The following is a 17,730-nucleotide window of genomic DNA, read 5'->3' on the forward strand; positions in this document are numbered from 1 at the left end:
TGCCCGCGCGCGGGAGGGGGCCGAAGGCTGGACGCCTCCGGCGGGAGTATTTTCACAAAGAAGAAGCCGGGGGCCGGTGCAGGTCAGCCTGCCACGCAGTCGGCGAAGAAGTGGAGGCTGCCGTCCTCCGCCGTCTCCTGCACGAGGCCGTGGATGTCGGTTTCGAAGCCGGGGCATTCGCGGGCGAAGGCGCGGTTGAACTTCAGGTATTCCACGATCTTGCGGTTGAACACCTCGCCCGGGATCAGGAGCGGGATGCCCGGCGGATAGGGGGTGACGAGGGAGGTGGTGATCCGCCCTTCCAGATCGTCGATGGCCACCCGTTCGGTCGTGCGCCGCGCGATGTGGGCATAGGCGTCGGTGGGCTTCATCGCCGGGGTGAGGTCGCTGAGGTACATCTCGGTCGAGAGACGCGCGACGTCGTACTTGGCATAGAGCCGGTGGACGTGGTCGCAGAGGTCGCGCAGGCCCATGCCTTCGTAGCGTGGCTGGCTGGCGCAGAACTCGGGCATGCTGCGCCACATCGGCTGGTTCTTGGCGTAGTCGTCCTTGAACTGCTGGAGCGCGGTCAGGAGCGTGTTCCAACGGCCCTTGGTGATGCCGATGGTGAACATGATGAAGAAGCTGTAGAGGCCCGTCTTTTCCACCACCACGCCGTGCTCGGCGAGGTACTTGGTGACGATGGAGGCGGGGATGCCCGACTCCTCGAACCGGCCGTCGAGGTTCAGACCCGGCGTCACGATGGTCGCCTTGATCGGGTCGAGCATGTTGAAGCCCGGCGCCATGTCGCCGAAGCCGTGCCAGCTGTCCTCGCCGTCGCGCTGCACGCCCTCGCTGTCGGTGCGGCGCAGGACCCAGTCCCTGGCGCGGCCGATCCCTTCCTCCTCCAGCGCCTCGGGGCCCCAGACCTGGAACCACCAGTCGTTGCCGAACTCGGCGTCGACCTTCCGCATGGCGCGGCGGAAATCCAGCGCCTCGGCGATGCTCTCCTCGACGAGCGCGGTGCCGCCCGGCGGCTCCATCATCGCCGCCGCCACGTCGCAGCTCGCGATGATCGAGTACTGGGGCGAGGTCGAGGTGTGCATCAGGTAGGCTTCGTTGAACAGGTGCCGGTCGAGCCTGGTGTCCTGGCTGTCCTGCACCAGCACGTGGCTGGCCTGGCTGATCCCCGCGAGGAGCTTGTGGATCGACTGGGTGGCGTAGGTGACCGAGTGCTGCGGGCGCGCGCGCTTGCGGCCCATGGCGTGGTAGCCGCCGTAGAAGGGATGGAAGGCGGCGTGGGGCAGCCAGGCCTCGTCGAAGTGCAGGTTCTCGACGTAGCCGTCGAGCAGCGTCTTGATCTCCTCGGTGTTGTAGAGGACGCCGTCGTAGGTCGACTGGGTCAGGGTCATGATCCGGGGCTTGACCGTGTCGGCGTCGACGTCGGCGAGCAGCGGGTTGGCGCGGATCTTGGCCTTGATGCTGTCGATCTCGAACTCCGAGCGCGGGATCGGACCGATGATGCCGTAGTGGTTGCGCGTCGGCTTCAGGAAGACCGGGATCGCGCCGGTCATGATGATCGAGTGCAGGATCGACTTGTGGCAGTTGCGGTCCACCACCACCACGTCGCCCGGCGCCACGGTGTGGTGCCAGACCATCTTGTTGGAGGTCGAGGTGCCGTTCGTCACGAAGAAGCAGTGGTCGGCGTTGAAGATCCTTGCCGCGTTCCGCTCTGACGCTCCGATGGCGCCGTTGTGGTCCAGGAGTTGTCCCAGTTCCTCGACCGAGTTGCAGACGTCGGCCCTCAGCATGTTCTCGCCGTAGAACTGGTGGTACATCTGGCCGATCGGCGATTTCAGGAAGGCGACGCCGCCGGAATGGCCGGGGCAGTGCCAGGAATAGGAGCCGTCCTCGGCGTAATCCAGCAGCGCGCGGAAGAACGGCGGCTGGATGCCTTCGAGATAGCTCTTGGCCTCGCGGATGATGTGCTTGGCGACGAATTCCGGCGTGTCCTCGAACATGTGGATGAAGCCGTGCAGCTCGCGCAGGATGTCGTTCGGCAGGTGGCGGCTCGTCTTCGTCTCGCCGTAGATGTAGATCGGCACGTCGGCGTTCTTCCAGCGCACCTCCTCGATGAAGCTCCGGAGGTTGACCACGGCCGGGTCGAGGTCGGGACCCGGCGTGAACTCCTCGTCGTCGATGGAGAGCACGAAGGCCGAGGCACGGGACTGCTGCTGGGCGAACTGCGACAGGTCGCCGTAGCTGGTGACGCCCAGCACCTCGAAGCCCTCGTCCTCGATGGCCTTGGCCATGGCGCGGATGCCGAGGCCCGAGGAGTTCTCGGAGCGGAAGTCCTCGTCGATGATGACGATGGGAAAGCGGAATTTCATGCTGGTCTCCGGCCTTGGCCCCGGGGGGCAGGGTTGCCTGGTCTGGTGTGCGCGATGAAGGCCCCGGGCAGCGGGGCGGCGCCGTTTCCCCCCGTATGTTTCCGGTGGCGGGGGCGGCGTCAAGGCGTGGCGGCGGTCAAATCCCGCGGCGCGGCTCAGTCGAAGGTGCCGGTCACGCGGCCGAGCAGCATGAAGGCGCGGGCGGTGCGGGTGTCGGTCAGGCCCGCGATTTCCGCGTCGTTCGCCGTCTTCTCGAACTCGGCGAAGGTGTGGTCGAACTTCCGCAGGAAATGGTGGGCGGCGTCGCGGAAGATCGTGTCCGAGCGCATCCGCGCGGCGGCGAGCGCGAGGGACGAGCGGTCGCGGATCCCGCCGAGGCTGGCCACGGTCCGGCCACGCTCGCCGTTTGCGAACTTCCTCCAGATCTCGGGGCGGGCGCGGTCGGGGCGCAGGTCGTCCATGTAGATGCCTTCCTGCGCCAGCAGCGTCAGGATGTCTTGCGCCGCCTGGATCAGCTGCGCGGCGCGGCGGTCCTGGAGGGCGCGGCGCAGGGCGCGGAAGCCTTCCTTGTCCTCGGGGCTTTCGGGGAACTGGAGGGCCGAGATGAAATCCTCGCTGTTCAGCGGCGGCGCCGTGTCCTCGGCCGCGGTGCCGAGGGCGAGGGAGGGCTGGTCGTCGCCCGAGGAGACCACGACCGGCCGGGTGTCGGGCGCGGGGCGTTCGGGCAGGTTGCGCACCGAGATGAACATGGCCAGCGCGCTTTCGGTCTTCTTCTGCGCCTCGGCGATCTCGTTCAGCTTCTGGCTGACATCGGGCGAGGAGGCGCCGGCCGCCGCCTTCTGCTGGTTCAGGTAGGCGAGGCGCATGGCTTCGACGGCAACGTGCAGCCGTTCCGATTCCTCGCGCATGGTGCGGGCCGAGCGGACGACCGTGGCCGCGACCCAGATCAGGGCGACCGGCATGAACATGGCGAGGATGGTGACGACGAAGCGCAGCGAATCGGGCCCCTCTTCGGCGCTGCCGAACACCAGGAACAGAACCGCCGTTGCGGCCAGCCAGAGCGCCGAGAGGGCGATGGCGATCACCTCGACATCGCCGAGGGCCGCGCCCCTGTCCTTGCGCTGGTACAGACCGAGGTCCGCGGGACGTTCTACAGGGGCTCCGGCCATGTTCGTCCTCTCGGGGTCGTGCGGCGGCACGCCCGTCAGCTGTAGACGATCTTCAGGATCTCGTAGCTCTTCTCGCCGCCGGGGGTGCGCACCTCGACGCTGTCGCCTTCGTCCTTGCCGATCAGGGCGCGGGCCAGCGGCGACTTGATGTTCAGCTTGCCGTTCTCGAGGTTCGCCTCGGGCTCGCCGACGATCTGGTAGGTCTTCTCCTCGTCGGTGTCCTCGTCCACCAGGGTGACGCGGGCGCCGAACTTGATGTTGCCCGACATCTTCGAGGTGTCGATCACGTCGGCAAGGGCGAGAATCCCCTCGATCTCCTTGATCCGGCCCTCGATGAACGACTGCTTCTCCTTGGCGGAGTGGTACTCGGCGTTCTCCGACAGGTCGCCATGTTCGCGGGCCTCGGCGATGGCGCGGATGATCGCCGGCCGCTCGACGCTTTTCAGCGTCTTCAGCTCGGCGTTCAGGGCGTCCTGGCCGGACTTGGTCAGCGGAATCTTGTCCATGATGGCTAGGGTCTCGGTTCGGGCCTCGGGAAAGTATCATGCTGTTTGTCCAATCCACGGGAGCAAAGTCAAGTCCCGCGGCGGCCGCCCCGGAGGCGGCGGCGCAATTCGCCGCCTGCGCGCTCGCGCCGCGGCCCTCTGCCGCCGCGGGACGCCCGGTCGCAATTGACCCTGTGCCGCGGCTCTGCATAGTCGTGCCGGACCGGCCCTCGGGGCCACCGGAATTGCAGGAGGAGCACGCCATGACCGAACACGCCCGGGAGTCCATGGAATACGACGTGGTGATCGTCGGGGCGGGACCGGCGGGGTTGTCGGCGGCGATCCGCCTGAAGCAGCTCGACGCCGACCTGAACGTCGTCGTGCTGGAGAAGGGCTCGGAAGTCGGCGCGCACATCCTGTCGGGCGCGGTGCTGGATCCTTGCGGCCTCGACGCGCTGCTGCCGGACTGGCGCGACATGGGCGCGCCGATCACCGTGCCGGTGAAGGAGGACAACTTCTACCTTCTGGGCGAGGGCGGGAAGGTCAGGATCCCGAACGTCCTGATGCCGAAGCTGATGAACAACCACGGCAACTACATCGTGTCGATGGGCAACGTCTGCCGATGGATGGCCGAACAGGCCGAGGCGCTGGGGGTCGAGATCTTCCCGGGCATGTCCTGCTCCGAACTCGTCTACGGCGAGAACGGCGAGGTGAAGGGCGTGGTCGCGGGCGAATTCGGCCGCAACCCCGACGGCACCGAGGGGCCGGGCTATGAGCCGGGCATGGAGCTGCACGGCAAGTACGTGTTCCTCGGCGAAGGCGTGCGCGGATCGCTTTCGAAGCAGGTGATCGCGAAGTACGACCTGGCGGCGAAGAGCGACGTGCAGAAGTACGGCCTCGGCATGAAGGAGATCTGGGAGATCGACCCGGCCAGGCACCGCGCGGGCACCGTGACCCACACGATGGGCTGGCCGCTCGGCAGCAACGCCGGGGGCGGGTCGTTCATCTATCACCTGGACAACAACCAGGTCTACGTCGGCTTCGTCGTCCACCTGAACTACGAGAATCCCTATGTCTTCCCGTACATGGAGTTCCAGCGGTTCAAGCATCACCCGATGGTGGCCGAGCTGCTGAAGGGCGGCAAGCGCGTGGCCTACGGGGCGCGGGCGATCAGCGAGGGCGGCTTCCAGTCGATCCCGCAGACGGCGTTCCCGGGTGGCGCGCTGCTCGGCTGCTCGGCGGGGCTGGTCAACGTGCCGCGGATCAAGGGCAACCACAACGCGATGCTCTCGGGCAAGCTGGCAGCCGAGAAGGCGTTCGAGGCGATCGGCGCGGGCCGCGCTGGCGACGTGCTGGAGGATTACGACCGCGACCTTCGCAAGGGCCCCATCGGGGAGGATCTGCGCAAGGTGAAGAACGTCAAGCCGCTCTGGTCGCGCTTCGGCCTCACCGCGTCGCTGGCCGTCGGCGGGTTCGACATGTGGTGCCAGCAGATCTTCGGCGGATCGTTCCTCGGCACGCTGAAGCACGGCAAGTCCGATGCCGAGGCGACGCGGAAGCATTACGCCTACCAGCCGATCGACTATCCCAAACCCGACGGCACGCTGTCCTTCGACCGTCTGACCAACGTCAGCTTCTCCTTCACCAACCACGAGGAGAACCAGCCTGCCCACCTGAAGCTGAAGGATCCCGAGATCCCGGTGGACGTGAACCTGCCGGAATACGCCGGCCCCTCGGCAAGGTATTGCCCGGCCGGTGTCTACGAGTTCGTGAAGGAGGAGGGGAAGCGCGCGCGCTTCGTCATCAACTTCCAGAACTGCGTCCACTGCAAGACCTGCGACATCAAGGACCCGAGCCAGAACATCGTCTGGACGGTGCCCCAAGGCGGCGACGGGCCGAACTATCCCAACATGTAACGCTTGCGTCAGGCCCGCCGCCCGGCGGGCCTCTTCGCATGGACAGGCGCGGCAGGGCGGTCTAGATTCCCGCAAACCGGATCAAGCGACAGGATCGCCACCATGCCCCATCGTACCACGCTCCGACTGCTCGCCGCCTCGGCCCTGGCGCTGCTGCCCTTGTCGGCAACTGCACAGGACCAGACGCCGGTGAACGCCGGGGCCTACTTGGCGGCGCGGCACGCGACGGTGGCGAACGATTTCCAGGCGGCGTCGATGTATTACGCGCAGGCGCTGGCGCGGGATCCGAAGAACCCCGCGATCCTCGAATTCGCGACCTCGGCCTATGTCAGCCTCGGCGATGTCGAACGCGCCGTGACCGTCGCCCGGCAGATGGTGCAGCTTGGCCTCGACAACCAGATCGCCAACCTGGTGCTGATCGGCGACGCCGCGAAGCAGGAGGAATGGCGCGACATCCTCGACGACCTGGATGCCGGGCAATCGGTGGGGCCGCTGTTCGACGGGCTGATCAAGGCCTGGGCGCTGATCGGCGACGGCCAGCGCGACGCGGCGCTGAAGCAGTTCGACCTCGTGACCGAGACGCAGGGTGTCCGCGCCTTCGGGCTCTACCACAAGGCGCTGGCCCTGGCCTCGCTCGGCGATTACGAGGCGGCCGAGGCGGTGCTGAGCGATCCGGCCGAGGGGGGCCTGCGCCTTGCGCGCCGCGGCCTCGTCGCCCGCGCCGAGATCCTGAGCCAGCTCGGCCGCAACGACGACGCACTCACCTTCCTGCGCGAGGCCTTCGGGCCGGAGACCGACCGCGCGCTCGACCAGATCCTGGCCATGCTCGAGGCGGGCGAGACGCTGCCCTTCGACGTGACCCCCACCGCCAAGGACGGCGTGGCCGAGGTCTATTTCTCGATCGCCAACGCGCTGCGCGGCGATGCCTCCGAAGCCTACACGCTGCTCTATGCGCGCATGGCAGGCTACATGCGCCCCGGCAGCGTCGATACCGAGCTTCTGACGGCCGGGATGCTCGACGCGCTCGGCCGGTTCGACCTGGCGATCGACTCCTATGGCGCGATCCCGGAGAGCGATCCCGCCTGGGACGCCGCCCAGCTGGGCCGCAGCCAGGCGATGCGCCGGGCGGGCGACATCGACGGCGCCATCGACGTGCTGAAGGGACTGGCCGCGGAGCGCCCGGAACTGGCGGTGATCCAGGTCACGCTGGGCGATGCCCTGCGCGAGGCCAACCGCTTCGGCGAGGCGGTGAGCGCCTATGACAAGGCCATCGCCCTGTTCCCCGAGGAGGAGCCGGGCCAGTGGGTCGTCTATTTCGCCCGCGCCATCAGCCACGAACGGCAGGACCAGTGGGACCAGGCCGAGGCCGACTTCCAGAAGGCGCTGGAGCTGAACCCCGACCAGCCGCAGGTGCTGAACTATCTCGGCTATTCCTGGGTCGAGCAGCGGCGCAACCTCGACCAGGCGCTCGGCATGATCGAGAAGGCGGCGCAGGCCGTGCCCGACAGCGGCGCCATCGCCGACAGCCTGGGCTGGGCGCTCTACCGTCTCGGCCGCTACGAGGAAGCGGTGGAGCCGATGGAGAACGCGGTGGAACTGATGCCGGTGGACGCGGTGGTGAACGATCACCTCGGAGATGTCTACTGGGCCGTCGGGCGCGAGCTGGAGGCGCGGTTCCAGTGGAAGCGCGCCCTGTCCTTCGTGGACGAGAAGGACCCCAACAACGAGGCCGACCCCGAGCGCATCCGCCGCAAGCTGGAAGTCGGGCTCGACACCGTGCTGAAGGAAGAGGGGGCGGAGCCGCTGAAGGTTGCCCATGACGGCTGAGGCCTTCGCCCCGGCCAAGATCAACCTCACCCTCCACGTCACCGGCCAGCGCGCCGACGGCTATCACCTGCTGGATTCGCTGGTCGTCTTCGCGGGCGTCGGCGACACGGTGTCGGCCCGCCCGGACGACACCCTCTCCCTCACCATCGACGGCCCTTATGGCGCGGGCCTGTCCGCGGACCCCGACAACCTTGTCCTGCGCGCCGCCCGCGCCTTCGGGGGCGGGCAGGGGGTGGCCCTGCACCTGACCAAGCGGCTGCCGGTCGCCTCGGGCATCGGCGGCGGCTCGGCCGATGCGGCGGCCACCCTGCGCCTGCTGTCGAACCTGTGGGATTGCCCGCTGCCCGACGAGGCGGCGATCCTCGCCCTTGGCGCCGACGTGCCTGTCTGCCTGCGCGGAGCGCCGGTGCGGATGGCAGGGACGGGGGAGATCCTGTCGGACGTCCCGCCGATCCCGCCTTTCGACCTGCTGCTGGTGAACCCCAGCGTCGCGGTGTCGACCCCCGCCGTGTTCCGTGCGCTCGCCACCAAGACCAACCCCGGCATGGGCGCGCTGCCGGAGTGGGGGAGCCTCGCGGCCTTCGCCGACTGGCTGGCGGCGCAGCGCAACGATCTGCTGCGACCGGCCGTCTCTCTCGCCCCGGTCCTGACAGAAGCGCTCGACCTGATCCGCGGCACCGGCGCGCTCTTCGCGGGCATGTCGGGTTCGGGGGCGACCTGCTTCGGGATCTTCCCCACGGGCGCTGCGACCGGGGCGGAGGCGGCGATCCGGGCCGCGCGCCCCGACTGGTGGAGCGTTGCGACCGAGGCTCAGGTGATGCGCGCCACCACGTAGTCGGCCATGTCCATCAGCATGTCGCGCAGTGGATCGTCCGGAAGCGCCGCGAGCGCCGCCTTGCCCTCGGCCGCCCAGCCGAGCGCGGTGTCCCGCGTGCTTTCGAGCGTGCCGTGACGGCGCAGAAGCTCCAGCGCCTGCTCGAGGTCGCCCTCGCCCTGCTTGCCCTTGCCGATGGTGCGCACCCAGAAGGCCCATTCCGTCGAATCCGCCGCCGCCACGGCGCGGATCACCGGCAGGGTCAGCTTCCGTTCGCGGAAGTCGTCGCCGATGTTCTTGCCGATTCCGGCGCCGCCGGTCCAGTCGAGGAGGTCGTCCACCATCTGGAACGCGATGCCGAGCGCGTCGCCGTAGGTGTGCAGCGCGCGCACCCGCCCTTCCGGCGCCCCGGCGATCACCCCGCCCACCTCGGTCGCGGCCGAGAACAGCGCCGCTGTCTTGCCGCGCACGATCTTCAGATAGGTGTCCTCGAGCGTCGCCAGGTCCTGCGCCGCCGTCAGTTGCAGCACCTCGCCCTCGGCGATGGTGGCGGCGGCGTTGGCGAGGATGTCGAGCACCCGGATCGACCCCGTCTCGACCATCAGCTGGAACGAGCGCGCGAAGAGGTAGTCGCCCACCAGCACCGACGACTTGTTGTCCCAGAGCAGGTTCGCCGTGGGCCGCCCGCGCCGCTGGCCGGATTCGTCCACCACGTCGTCGTGCAGCAGGGTGGCGGTGTGGATGAACTCGACCGTCGCGGCGAGGTGGACGTGATAGGGCCCGTCGTAGCCGCAGAGCCGCGCCGCGGCGAGCGTCAGCATCGGGCGGATCCGCTTGCCGCCGGCCTCGATCAGGTGCGCCGTGACCTCGGGGATGCGCGGCGCATGCTCGCTCGCCATGCGTTCGCGGATCAGCGCGTTCACGGCGGCAAGGTCGTCGGCCAGCGCCGCCGCCAGCCGTTCGTGGGGTTTCACTTCGGCATGATCCAGGCTCATCACGGCTTACCTCCCCGGGCGATTTCAGAGGTCTCGACAAACCCGGCGGTCTGCCTTTTAGTCCCTTGCATGAAGGAACTGATCCGCACCAGCGACCCGACCGTCATCGCGTTCGCGACGATGCTTCTCGAGGGCGAGGATATAGATTGCTTTGAGATGGACGTCCATATGAGCGTCCTCGAAGGCTCCCTCGGCGTGCTGCCCCGCCGCCTGATGGTGCGCGAGAAGGACCTGTTCCGCGCCCGTGCGGTGCTGAAGGACAACGACATCGACATCGGCGGCTGAGCCGTGACCGACGACGCGCTGACCCGCGACGCCTTCCTCGGCGGCCGCCTCTCCATCCTGCAACCGAAGACCGGTTATCGCGCGGGGATTGACGCCGTGCTGCTGGCCGCCGCCACCCCCGCCGCACCGGGGCAGAGCGTGCTGGACCTCGGCTGCGGGGTGGGCGTCGCGGCGCTCTGCCTCGGGGCGCGGGTGCCGGGGCTGACGCTTGCGGGGCTGGAACTGCAGGAGGACTATGCCGCGCTCGCGAGGCGCAACGCGGCCACGAACGGGATGGACCTCGAGGTCTTCACCGGCGACGTCGCGCGGCTGCCCGCGGCGCTGCGGCAACGGCGGTTCGACCATGTCATCGTGAACCCGCCCTATTTCCGCGCCGCCACCCGCACCGCCGCCCGCGATGCCGGGCGCGAGACGGCCCATGCGGGCCCGGCGCCCCTTCAGGCCTGGATCGACACCGCGACCCGGCGGCTGCTGCCGGGCGGTCGGCTGACCGTGATCCAGCGGATGGACCGACTGCCGGACCTGATGAAGTCCTGCGACGGGCGACTCGGGTCGATAGTGCTTCACCCGTTGCAGCCGCGCGCCGGCCGCCCGCCGCACCTGGCGCTGCTGGCTGCCAAAAAAGGAGGCAGGGCGGCGTTCGCGATGATGGGCCCGACAATTCTACATAAGGGCGATCGGCACGAATACGATATCGAATCCTATACCGAATCGATTCGCGGTGTATTGCGCGACGCCATGCCGCTCATTTGAAGCAGAATGTCCACAGGAAATCGCCGGTCTTCGTAACAACCGGATGACAGAAGCTCTTTTCTGTGCTGCACTGAAGGGGCAGCAACAACGAGAGGAGTACGACCATGAATTTGAGTTCGCACGTTCAGGAGCTTCGCCGGAAGCACCAGCACCTCTCGGAGATGGTGGAGCAAGCGCAGCGCAGCCCTGCCGCGGACGACCTCCACATCACCGCCCTGAAGAAGCAGAAACTGCAACTGAAAGAGCAAATCGAGCGGTTGGGAAACGCTTGAGCTGAACGCGCGCTGGCCCGGGTGGCCAGCGCAGTCCCCTTCCGCGGTGGCGACGATGCCGCGGACCGCAATCCTTCCAAGACTAGATGACTCGAGGTGCCGTTTTCCTGGAGGAAAACGGTCCGGTTTCCTTGAGGAAACCGACCCCGCCTCGCACAGGGTTTACCGCCTCACGGTGCCCGTGACACTAAGGGCGGGCCCGGGTGCCCGCCCCCGCGGGCCACCTCAGCGCTCGACGCAGAGCGCCACGCCCATGCCGCCGCCGATGCAGAGGGTGGCGATCCCCTTCTTCGCATCGCGCCGCTTCATCTCGAACAGGAGCGTGTTCAGCACCCGGCAGCCCGAGGCGCCGATGGGGTGGCCGATGGCGATGGCGCCGCCGTTGACGTTCACGATCTCCGGGTCCCAGCCCATGTCCTTGTTCACGGCGCAGGCCTGGGCGGCGAAGGCCTCGTTCGCCTCGACCAGATCGACGTCGCCGACCTTCCAGCCCGCCTTTTCCAGCGCCTTGCGCGAGGCATAGATCGGCCCGGCGCCCATGATCGAAGGGTCGAGCCCCGCCGTCGCATAGCTCGCGATCCGGGCGAGCGGGGTCAGGCCGCGCCTCTCGGCCTCCTTCTCGCTCATCAGCAGGACCGCGGCGGCGCCGTCGTTCAGGCCCGAGGCGTTGCCGGCCGTCACGCTGCCGTCCTTGGTGAAGGCCGGGCGCAGCTTGGCCATCGCGTCCATGTTGGCGCCGTGGCGGATGTACTCGTCCTTGTCGACGGTGACATCGCCCTTCCGCGTCTTGATCGTGTAGCTCACGATCTCGTCGTCGAAGCGGCCCGCCTTCTGCGCGGCCTCGGCCTTGTTCTGGGACGCGACGGCGAACTCGTCCTGCTGTTCGCGGCTGATCTGCCATTTCTGGGCGACGTTCTCGGCCGTCTGGCCCATGTGGTAGCCGTTGAAGGCGTCCCACAGCCCGTCCTTGATCATCGAGTCGATGAAGCTCAGGTCGCCCATCTTCTGGCCCTGGCGCAGGTTCGCGACATGGGGCGCCATCGACATGTTCTCCTGCCCGCCGGCGGCGACGATCCCGGCGTCGCCCAGCATGATGTGCTGCGCGCCGAGCGCCACGGCCCTGAGGCCCGAGCCGCAGACCTGGTTGATGCCCCAGGCCGCCGATTCCTCGGGCAGGCCGGCGTTGATGTGGGCCTGCCGGGCGGGGTTCTGGCCCTGGCCGCCCGTCAGCACCTGGCCGAGGATCGTCTCGCTGACCTCGCCCTTGTCGATTCCGGCGCGGGCGACGATTTCCTTCAGGACGGCGGCGCCGAGGTCGTGGGCGGGGGTCTGGGCGAAGGATCCGAGGAAACTGCCGACCGCCGTGCGCGCGGCAGAGACGATTACAACATTGGTCATGGAACGTGGCCCCTTTGTATCTGGCTTCGATGGCAGGGGACGACGCCCTTTCGCAGCCCTTCCGGGCCGAGCGCGCCCCCCGGCCGGCTCGCCGCCAGATTAGGCAGAGCGGCGGCAAAGCACAACGGGAACGGGCGGGGCCGCGGAAGCGCCCGATGTCACGCGGTTTTCTGCCTTTCCGCGGCCGCCCAACGGGTCCGCACGCTGGGGGCGCCGAAGAAATAGCCCTGCATGCAGTCCACGCCGAGCGCGGTGAGCAGGGCCGTATCCTCGGCCGTCTCCACGGATTCGGCGATGGTGACCATGTCGAAGTGCCGCCCGATGGACAGCAGCGCCTTGACCACCGCCTGGTTGTCGGGATTCCGGGCGATGCCGCGGATGAACTGGCCGTCGATCTTCAGGATGTCGAAGTACAGGTCCTTCAGGTACCGCAGCGAGGTGTAGCCGGCCCCGAAATCGTCGATGGCGAAGCTGACGCCCTGGCGTTGCAGATCGTCCATGAAGCCCTGCACCACGTCGGGCATCAGGATCGCCGAGCTTTCGGTGATCTCCAGGATCAGCCGTTCGCCCACCGTGGGGTCGCGCCGCAGCATGTCGTCGAGGGTGGCGGACCAGCGCCGATAGCCGATCGAGCGGGCGGACATGTTGATCGCCAGCCGCAGGCGCGGATGTTCGGAGAGGCAGCGCAGGCCCTTCTCCAGCGCGAGGCAGTCCAGCCGCCGCCCCAGTTCCATCGTTTCGACCGTCGGCATGAAGTCGCGGGCGGGGATGATGCGGCCGCTGCGGTCCAGCACGCGGATCAGCCCTTCGTAGAAGGCGGGGCGGTCCTGCCGGCCCGAGGGGACCACGGGCTGGAAGGCCAGCAGGACGTCACCCGCCCCCACCGCGGCCTCGACCATGGCGATCGTGTCGCGATCCCGTTCGTTGATGGCCCCGGTGAACGGGCTGTCCGGCTGCTCCGTCGGGTCGTCGACGACGTTCGGGTAATCCTGCGGCATCTTGATCTCCAACCGGTCTCGCCCGAACGTGGCATGAAGGGTTCTAACGAGCCGTGAAGATTCTTATTTTGTTCCAATTGTCCGGGTTTCCCGGACGCCCCGATTGGAGGTCTCCCCGATGCCCGAACGCTGCGACTGGTGCGGAAGCGATCCGCTTTACGTCGCCTACCACGACACCGAATGGGGCGTGCCCGAGTACGACAGCCGCGCGCTGTGGGAGAAGCTGGTGCTCGACGGGTTCCAGGCGGGGCTGAGCTGGATCACCATCCTGAGAAAGCGCGAGGCGTTCCGCGCCGCCTTCGCCGGGTTCGACCCCGCGGTGATCGCGACCTGGGGCGAGGCCGAGGTGCAGCGCCTGCTGGCCGATCCCGGCATCGTCCGCCACCGCGGCAAGATCGAGGCGACCATCGGCAACGCCCGCGCCTACCTGGACCTCGAGGCGAGGCACGGGTTCGACCGCTTCCTCTGGGACCGCGTCGGCGGCAGCCCGCTCCAGAACCGCTTCGCCTCGATGGCCGAGGTGCCGCCCCAGACGCCGCTGTCGGTGCAGGTCTCGAAGGAGCTGAAGCAGGCCGGATTCAGGTTCTGCGGCCCCACCATCGTCTATGCCTTCATGGAGGCCTGCGGGCTGGTCAACGACCACCTCGTGACCTGCCACCGTCACCCCCAGGTCGCCGCGCTGGCCTGAGCCGCCGGAACGCGCGGCGCCCGAGCCGCGTTGGGTTCCGTCACAAACGGGAGACCGGACATGAGCGGCGGAAAGGCACCGAAGAAGAAGCCCGAGGACCAGTCCAAAGGGGCCGAGGCCGCGAAGGCGGTCAAGAAGTCGGATGGCCGCGTTGAGGCCTTCGCGAAGCTTGCGAAGCGCATCGGCGAGGGCGAACAGATCGTGCCGCCGGTCTATCTCGAGGGCGAGGCGCGCCGCCGCCACGTCCGCTCGACCCTGCGCGAGGACCACCAGACGCGGATCGAGGAACGCTCTTCGGGTGCGGAGGAGAAGTTCGACGAGCTGGCGGATTCGCTCTTCTCCTTCTTCCGCGGCACCGCGCTGCTCTTCTACCGCGATCTTGTCGGCACCGATGCCGAGATGCCAAGCGTGCTGGTCCTGGGCGACGTTCACCCGGAAAACTTCGGGGTGATGCCGAATGCCGACAACGTGCCGATCTTCGGCGTCAACGATTTCGACGAGGTCTGCTATGCCCCCTTCACCTGGGACCTGATCCGCGGCTCGACCGGTTTCATGCTGGCGGCCGAGGAGGTCGGCGGCATGGGCAAGGGCCACCAGCGGCGGATCGTGAAGCATTTCCTCAAGGGCTACCTGAAGGCGATGCGCGAGTTCGCCGATCACGCCACCGAGAAGACCACCGAGATGCGGATGGACAACAGCCCGCCGGTGATCCAGCGCCTGTTCGAACAGGCCTGGGAACAGCGCGAGGCCTGGCTGCGCGACGATTACCGCGACGAGAAGGGGCTCGGGTTCCGGCCGACCGACGAGATCACGCCGCTGACCAGCCGCCGCGACGAGTTCCAGGAGCACATCAACGCGCTGGTCGAGAAGAACGCCATCGGCGAGCATCCCCGCGCCTCCGAGCTGAAGGTGAAGGACGTGGCGTTGCGTCACGGGCAGGGCACGGCCTCGCTCGGGCTGCCGCGCTATTACGTGATGATCGAGGGGCCGACCCAGGACGGCACCGACGACATCATCATCGAGTTCAAGCGCGCCCGCCGCTCGGCCCTCGAAGGGCTGATGCCGCCGACCGAGTTCAACGCCGGCAACGAGGGCGACCGGATCGCCCACGGGCAGAAGGTGCAGCTGGCCCACGGCGACATCTTCTACGGCTCGGTGAAGATCGACGGCGTCAGCTTCATGACCCGCGAACGCGCGCCGTTCCGCGACGACATCGACCTCGAGGATCTGTCGAAGAAGTCCTGGCGCGACTATGCCCGCAGTTGCGGCCGCGCCCTGGCCCACGCCCATGCGCTGTCGGATGACCTGGGGCGGATCGACTACGACATCGAGCCCGCCATCGTCGAGGCGGCGCGCCCGAAGAAGCTGTTCCTGCGCGACATCCGCCGCAGCGCCGAGGAGGCGGCGGACCGGGTGCGCCGCGACCACGGGTATTTCCGCGCCGACCACAGGCGGAAGGCCTTCCGCAACATCGACCGGATCTGGCGGTAGACCCCGCTCAGTCCGTCGCGGGCGCCATCAGCGCGGTCAGGATCGCCTTCGCGCTGTCGCTGTTCCAGTCCGCGCCGCCCTGAAGGCGGGCGATCTCCTGCCCCTCGGGGTTCAGGATGACCGTGATCGGCAGGCCCAGCACCGCCATCTCGCGGGCGACGGCCTGTTTCGGGTCGGTCAGGATCGGCAGGGCGGTGACGTCCACCTCGTCGAAGAAGCGCTGGATCGCGGGCAGGGCGTTGCGGCCCGTCGCCAGCGTCACCACCTCGAAATCCTCGCCGCCCATCTCCTTCTGGAGCGCGTCGAGATGCGGCATCTCCTCGCGGCAGGGGGCGCACCAGGTGGCCCAGAAGTTCAGCAGCACCAGCTTGCCCTGCCAGTCCGACAGGTGATGTTCGCGCCCCTCGGCATCGGTGAAGGCCTGGTCCGACACGGGCTTTGGCGCCTCGTGGAACGCCAGCTTCTTCATGTCGCCCTCCCTAAGGGCGTTCAGCTGGTCCAGATCGGCGGCATTTGCACCAAGCCCGAGGCCCGTATAAAGCAGCGCGGCAAGCAGAGCGGATTTCATCACCAAGGGGGCCTCCATGACCGATCAGACGTCCAACGCGATGTGGGGCGGGCGCTTCGCCGCCGGGCCGGACGCGATCATGGAGGCGATCAACGCCTCGATCTCGTTCGACAAGCGCATGGCGCGGCAGGACATCGAAGGCTCGCGCGCCCACGCCGCGATGCTCGCCGCACAAGGCATCCTCACCGATAGCGATGCGGCGGCGATCCGGGAAGGCCTTCTCACGGTCTTGTCAGAGATCGAGGGCGGCACCTTCCAGTTCTCGGCGGCGCTGGAAGACATCCACATGAACGTGGAATCCCGCCTGAAGGAGATCATCGGCGCCCCGGCCGGCCGGCTCCACACCGGCCGGTCGCGGAACGACCAGGTGGCGACCGACTTCCGCCTCTGGGTACGCGACCAGATCGACGCCGCCATCCAGGGCTGCGAGGCGCTGCAACGGGCGCTTCTCGGTCAGGCCGAGGCGGGTGCGGACTGGGTGATGCCCGGCTTCACCCACCTCCAGACCGCGCAGCCCGTGACCTGGGGGCACCACATGATGGCCTATGTCGAGATGCTGGGCCGCGACGTGAGCCGCTTCCGCGACGCCCGCGCGCGGATGAACGAATGTCCCCTCGGCGCCGCCGCGCTGGCCGGCACGTCCTTCCCGATCGACAGGCAAATGACGGCCGAGGCGCTGGGCTTCGACCGGCCCTGCGCCAACTCGCTCGACGCCGTGGCCGACCGCGACTTCGCGCTCGAGTTCCTGTCGGCGGCCACCATCTGCGCCATGCACCTGTCGCGCTTCGCCGAGGAGCTGGTGATCTGGTCCTCGGCCCAGTTCCGCTTCGTGGCGCTGTCCGACCGCTTCTCCACCGGTTCCTCGATCATGCCGCAGAAGAAGAATCCCGATGCGGCCGAGCTGATCCGCGCCAAGATCGGCCGGATCTTCGGCGCGCAGGTGGCGCTGGTGACGGTGATGAAGGGGCTGCCGATGACCTATTCCAAGGACATGCAGGAGGACAAGGAACAGACCTTCGACGCCGCCGATTCGCTGATGCTGGCGCTTGCGGCGATGGAGGGGATGGTGCGCGACATGACCGCGAACCGCCCCGCCCTGGAGGCCGCCGCCGGCTCCGGCTTCTCGACCGCGACGGATCTGGCCGACTGGCTGGTGCGCGCGCTGAACCTGCCCTTCCGCGAGGCGCACCACGTCACCGGCACCCTCGTCGCACTGGCCGAGAAGAAGGGGTGCGACCTGCCCGACCTGACGCTCGCCGAAATGCAGGGCGTGCACGCGGAGATCACCGAAGAGGTCTTCGGCGTCCTCGGCGTCCACAACTCGGTCGCCTCCCGCACGTCCTACGGCGGCACGGCGCCGGAGCAGGTCCGCATCCAGGCCGCGCGCTGGCGCGAACGGCTGGGCTGAGAAGGGAGGGCGACACGCCGCCGCGCGGGGTGACGCCGCGCCGCGCCGTCCGAGCGGCCGGGGATTGCGGCGAGGCTGCGGCGCTCCGCTGCGCCCGGCCGCACCGCCCGAAGCCGGGCCCCGCGGCCCCTTGCACGCCGCTGGGTCGGAAGCTTTCGGACAGTCCGCAAGGACCGGCGTCGCCCCACGCATCACGGACCCCCGCCGCGGCGACGCCAGCGCAGGGCACCGAGGATGCAGGGACGGGAAGGGTTGCGACCGCGTCGCGCGGGTTGCCCGGCGCAGCCGTGCCTC

Annotated in this window: 16 protein-coding genes; 9 read left to right on the forward strand and 7 right to left on the reverse strand. The window is 68.3% G+C overall.

The genetic code is table 11. The annotated features are described in order from the left end of the window. Positions 1–83 precede the first annotated feature (83 nt). From A7B20_RS13155 to greA, 3 genes are all read right to left on the reverse strand, one after another. Positions 84–2,369, reverse strand: a complete 2,286-nt coding sequence (locus A7B20_RS13155) for an arginine/lysine/ornithine decarboxylase (protein ID WP_102109048.1) — start codon at positions 2,367–2,369, stop codon at positions 84–86. A gap of 155 nt (positions 2,370–2,524) precedes the next feature. Further along, the gene (locus tag A7B20_RS13160) at positions 2,525–3,538 is read right to left on the reverse strand and encodes a hypothetical protein (protein ID WP_102109049.1); all 1,014 of its coding nucleotides are present in this window, start codon (positions 3,536–3,538) and stop codon (positions 2,525–2,527) included. Positions 3,539–3,573: 35 nt separating this feature from the next. Then, positions 3,574–4,044, reverse strand: a complete 471-nt coding sequence (gene greA / locus A7B20_RS13165) for a transcription elongation factor GreA (RefSeq protein ID WP_102109050.1) — start codon at positions 4,042–4,044, stop codon at positions 3,574–3,576. Between the two features lie 242 nt (positions 4,045–4,286). Here greA and A7B20_RS13170 point away from each other — a divergent pair, with 242 nt between their 5' ends. From A7B20_RS13170 to A7B20_RS13180, 3 genes are all read left to right on the forward strand, one after another. Next, complete coding sequence (locus A7B20_RS13170) at positions 4,287–5,939, forward strand: electron transfer flavoprotein-ubiquinone oxidoreductase (RefSeq protein ID WP_102109051.1); 1,653 nt, start codon at positions 4,287–4,289, stop codon at positions 5,937–5,939. A gap of 102 nt (positions 5,940–6,041) precedes the next feature. After that, the gene (locus A7B20_RS13175) at positions 6,042–7,766 is read left to right on the forward strand and encodes a tetratricopeptide repeat protein (RefSeq protein ID WP_102109052.1); all 1,725 of its coding nucleotides are present in this window, start codon (positions 6,042–6,044) and stop codon (positions 7,764–7,766) included. Then, complete coding sequence (locus A7B20_RS13180) at positions 7,756–8,601, forward strand: 4-(cytidine 5'-diphospho)-2-C-methyl-D-erythritol kinase (protein ID WP_102109053.1); 846 nt, start codon at positions 7,756–7,758, stop codon at positions 8,599–8,601. Before A7B20_RS13175 ends, A7B20_RS13180 begins: the two co-directional genes overlap by 11 nt. On the opposite strand, the gene A7B20_RS13185 is transcribed toward A7B20_RS13180, so the two are convergent. Next, positions 8,577–9,575, reverse strand: a complete 999-nt coding sequence (locus A7B20_RS13185; RefSeq protein ID WP_102109054.1) for a polyprenyl synthetase family protein — start codon at positions 9,573–9,575, stop codon at positions 8,577–8,579. The genes A7B20_RS13180 and A7B20_RS13185 overlap by 25 nt on opposite strands. A 69-nt stretch (positions 9,576–9,644) precedes the next feature. Between A7B20_RS13185 and A7B20_RS13190 the strand changes: the two genes are divergently transcribed. The 3 genes from A7B20_RS13190 to A7B20_RS13200 all read left to right on the forward strand — a co-directional run bounded on the left by A7B20_RS13190 (position 9,645) and on the right by A7B20_RS13200 (position 10,885). Further along, positions 9,645–9,860, forward strand: a complete 216-nt coding sequence (locus tag A7B20_RS13190; RefSeq protein ID WP_102109055.1) for a putative signal transducing protein — start codon at positions 9,645–9,647, stop codon at positions 9,858–9,860. Positions 9,861–9,863: 3 nt separating this feature from the next. Further along, the gene (locus A7B20_RS13195) at positions 9,864–10,613 is read left to right on the forward strand and encodes a tRNA1(Val) (adenine(37)-N6)-methyltransferase (RefSeq protein WP_102109056.1); all 750 of its coding nucleotides are present in this window, start codon (positions 9,864–9,866) and stop codon (positions 10,611–10,613) included. 104 nt (positions 10,614–10,717) lie between these two features. After that, entirely contained in the window at positions 10,718–10,885 is a 168-nt protein-coding gene (locus A7B20_RS13200; RefSeq protein ID WP_102109057.1) for a YdcH family protein, read from the forward strand. Between the two features lie 225 nt (positions 10,886–11,110). On the opposite strand, the gene A7B20_RS13205 is transcribed toward A7B20_RS13200, so the two are convergent. Continuing rightward, on the reverse strand, positions 11,111–12,283 hold the full coding sequence (locus A7B20_RS13205; protein WP_102109058.1) for an acetyl-CoA C-acetyltransferase: 1,173 nt from the start codon (positions 12,281–12,283) through the stop codon (positions 11,111–11,113). Between the two features lie 158 nt (positions 12,284–12,441). After that, positions 12,442–13,281, reverse strand: a complete 840-nt coding sequence (locus tag A7B20_RS13210) for an EAL domain-containing protein (protein WP_102109072.1) — start codon at positions 13,279–13,281, stop codon at positions 12,442–12,444. Between the two features lie 118 nt (positions 13,282–13,399). On the opposite strand from A7B20_RS13210, the gene A7B20_RS13215 reads away from it, so the two are divergent. Together A7B20_RS13215 and A7B20_RS13220 are read left to right on the forward strand one after the other, a co-directional pair. After that, complete coding sequence (locus tag A7B20_RS13215) at positions 13,400–13,969, forward strand: DNA-3-methyladenine glycosylase I (RefSeq protein WP_102109073.1); 570 nt, start codon at positions 13,400–13,402, stop codon at positions 13,967–13,969. 60 nt (positions 13,970–14,029) lie between these two features. Continuing rightward, complete coding sequence (locus A7B20_RS13220; RefSeq protein WP_102109059.1) at positions 14,030–15,460, forward strand: DUF2252 domain-containing protein; 1,431 nt, start codon at positions 14,030–14,032, stop codon at positions 15,458–15,460. A gap of 7 nt (positions 15,461–15,467) precedes the next feature. Here A7B20_RS13220 and A7B20_RS13225 read toward each other — a convergent pair whose 3' ends face one another. Next, positions 15,468–16,028: a TlpA disulfide reductase family protein gene (locus A7B20_RS13225; protein WP_102109074.1), complete on the reverse strand. Its 561-nt coding sequence runs from the start codon at positions 16,026–16,028 to the stop codon at positions 15,468–15,470. 16 nt (positions 16,029–16,044) lie between these two features. On the opposite strand from A7B20_RS13225, the gene argH reads away from it, so the two are divergent. Beyond that, entirely contained in the window at positions 16,045–17,436 is a 1,392-nt protein-coding gene (argH, locus tag A7B20_RS13230; protein WP_102109060.1) for an argininosuccinate lyase, read from the forward strand. Positions 17,437–17,730: the final 294 nt, after the last annotated feature.

This window comes from Oceaniglobus roseus (assembly GCF_002869745.1).
GTDB classification, from domain to species: Bacteria; Pseudomonadota; Alphaproteobacteria; order Rhodobacterales; family Rhodobacteraceae; genus Oceaniglobus; species Oceaniglobus roseus.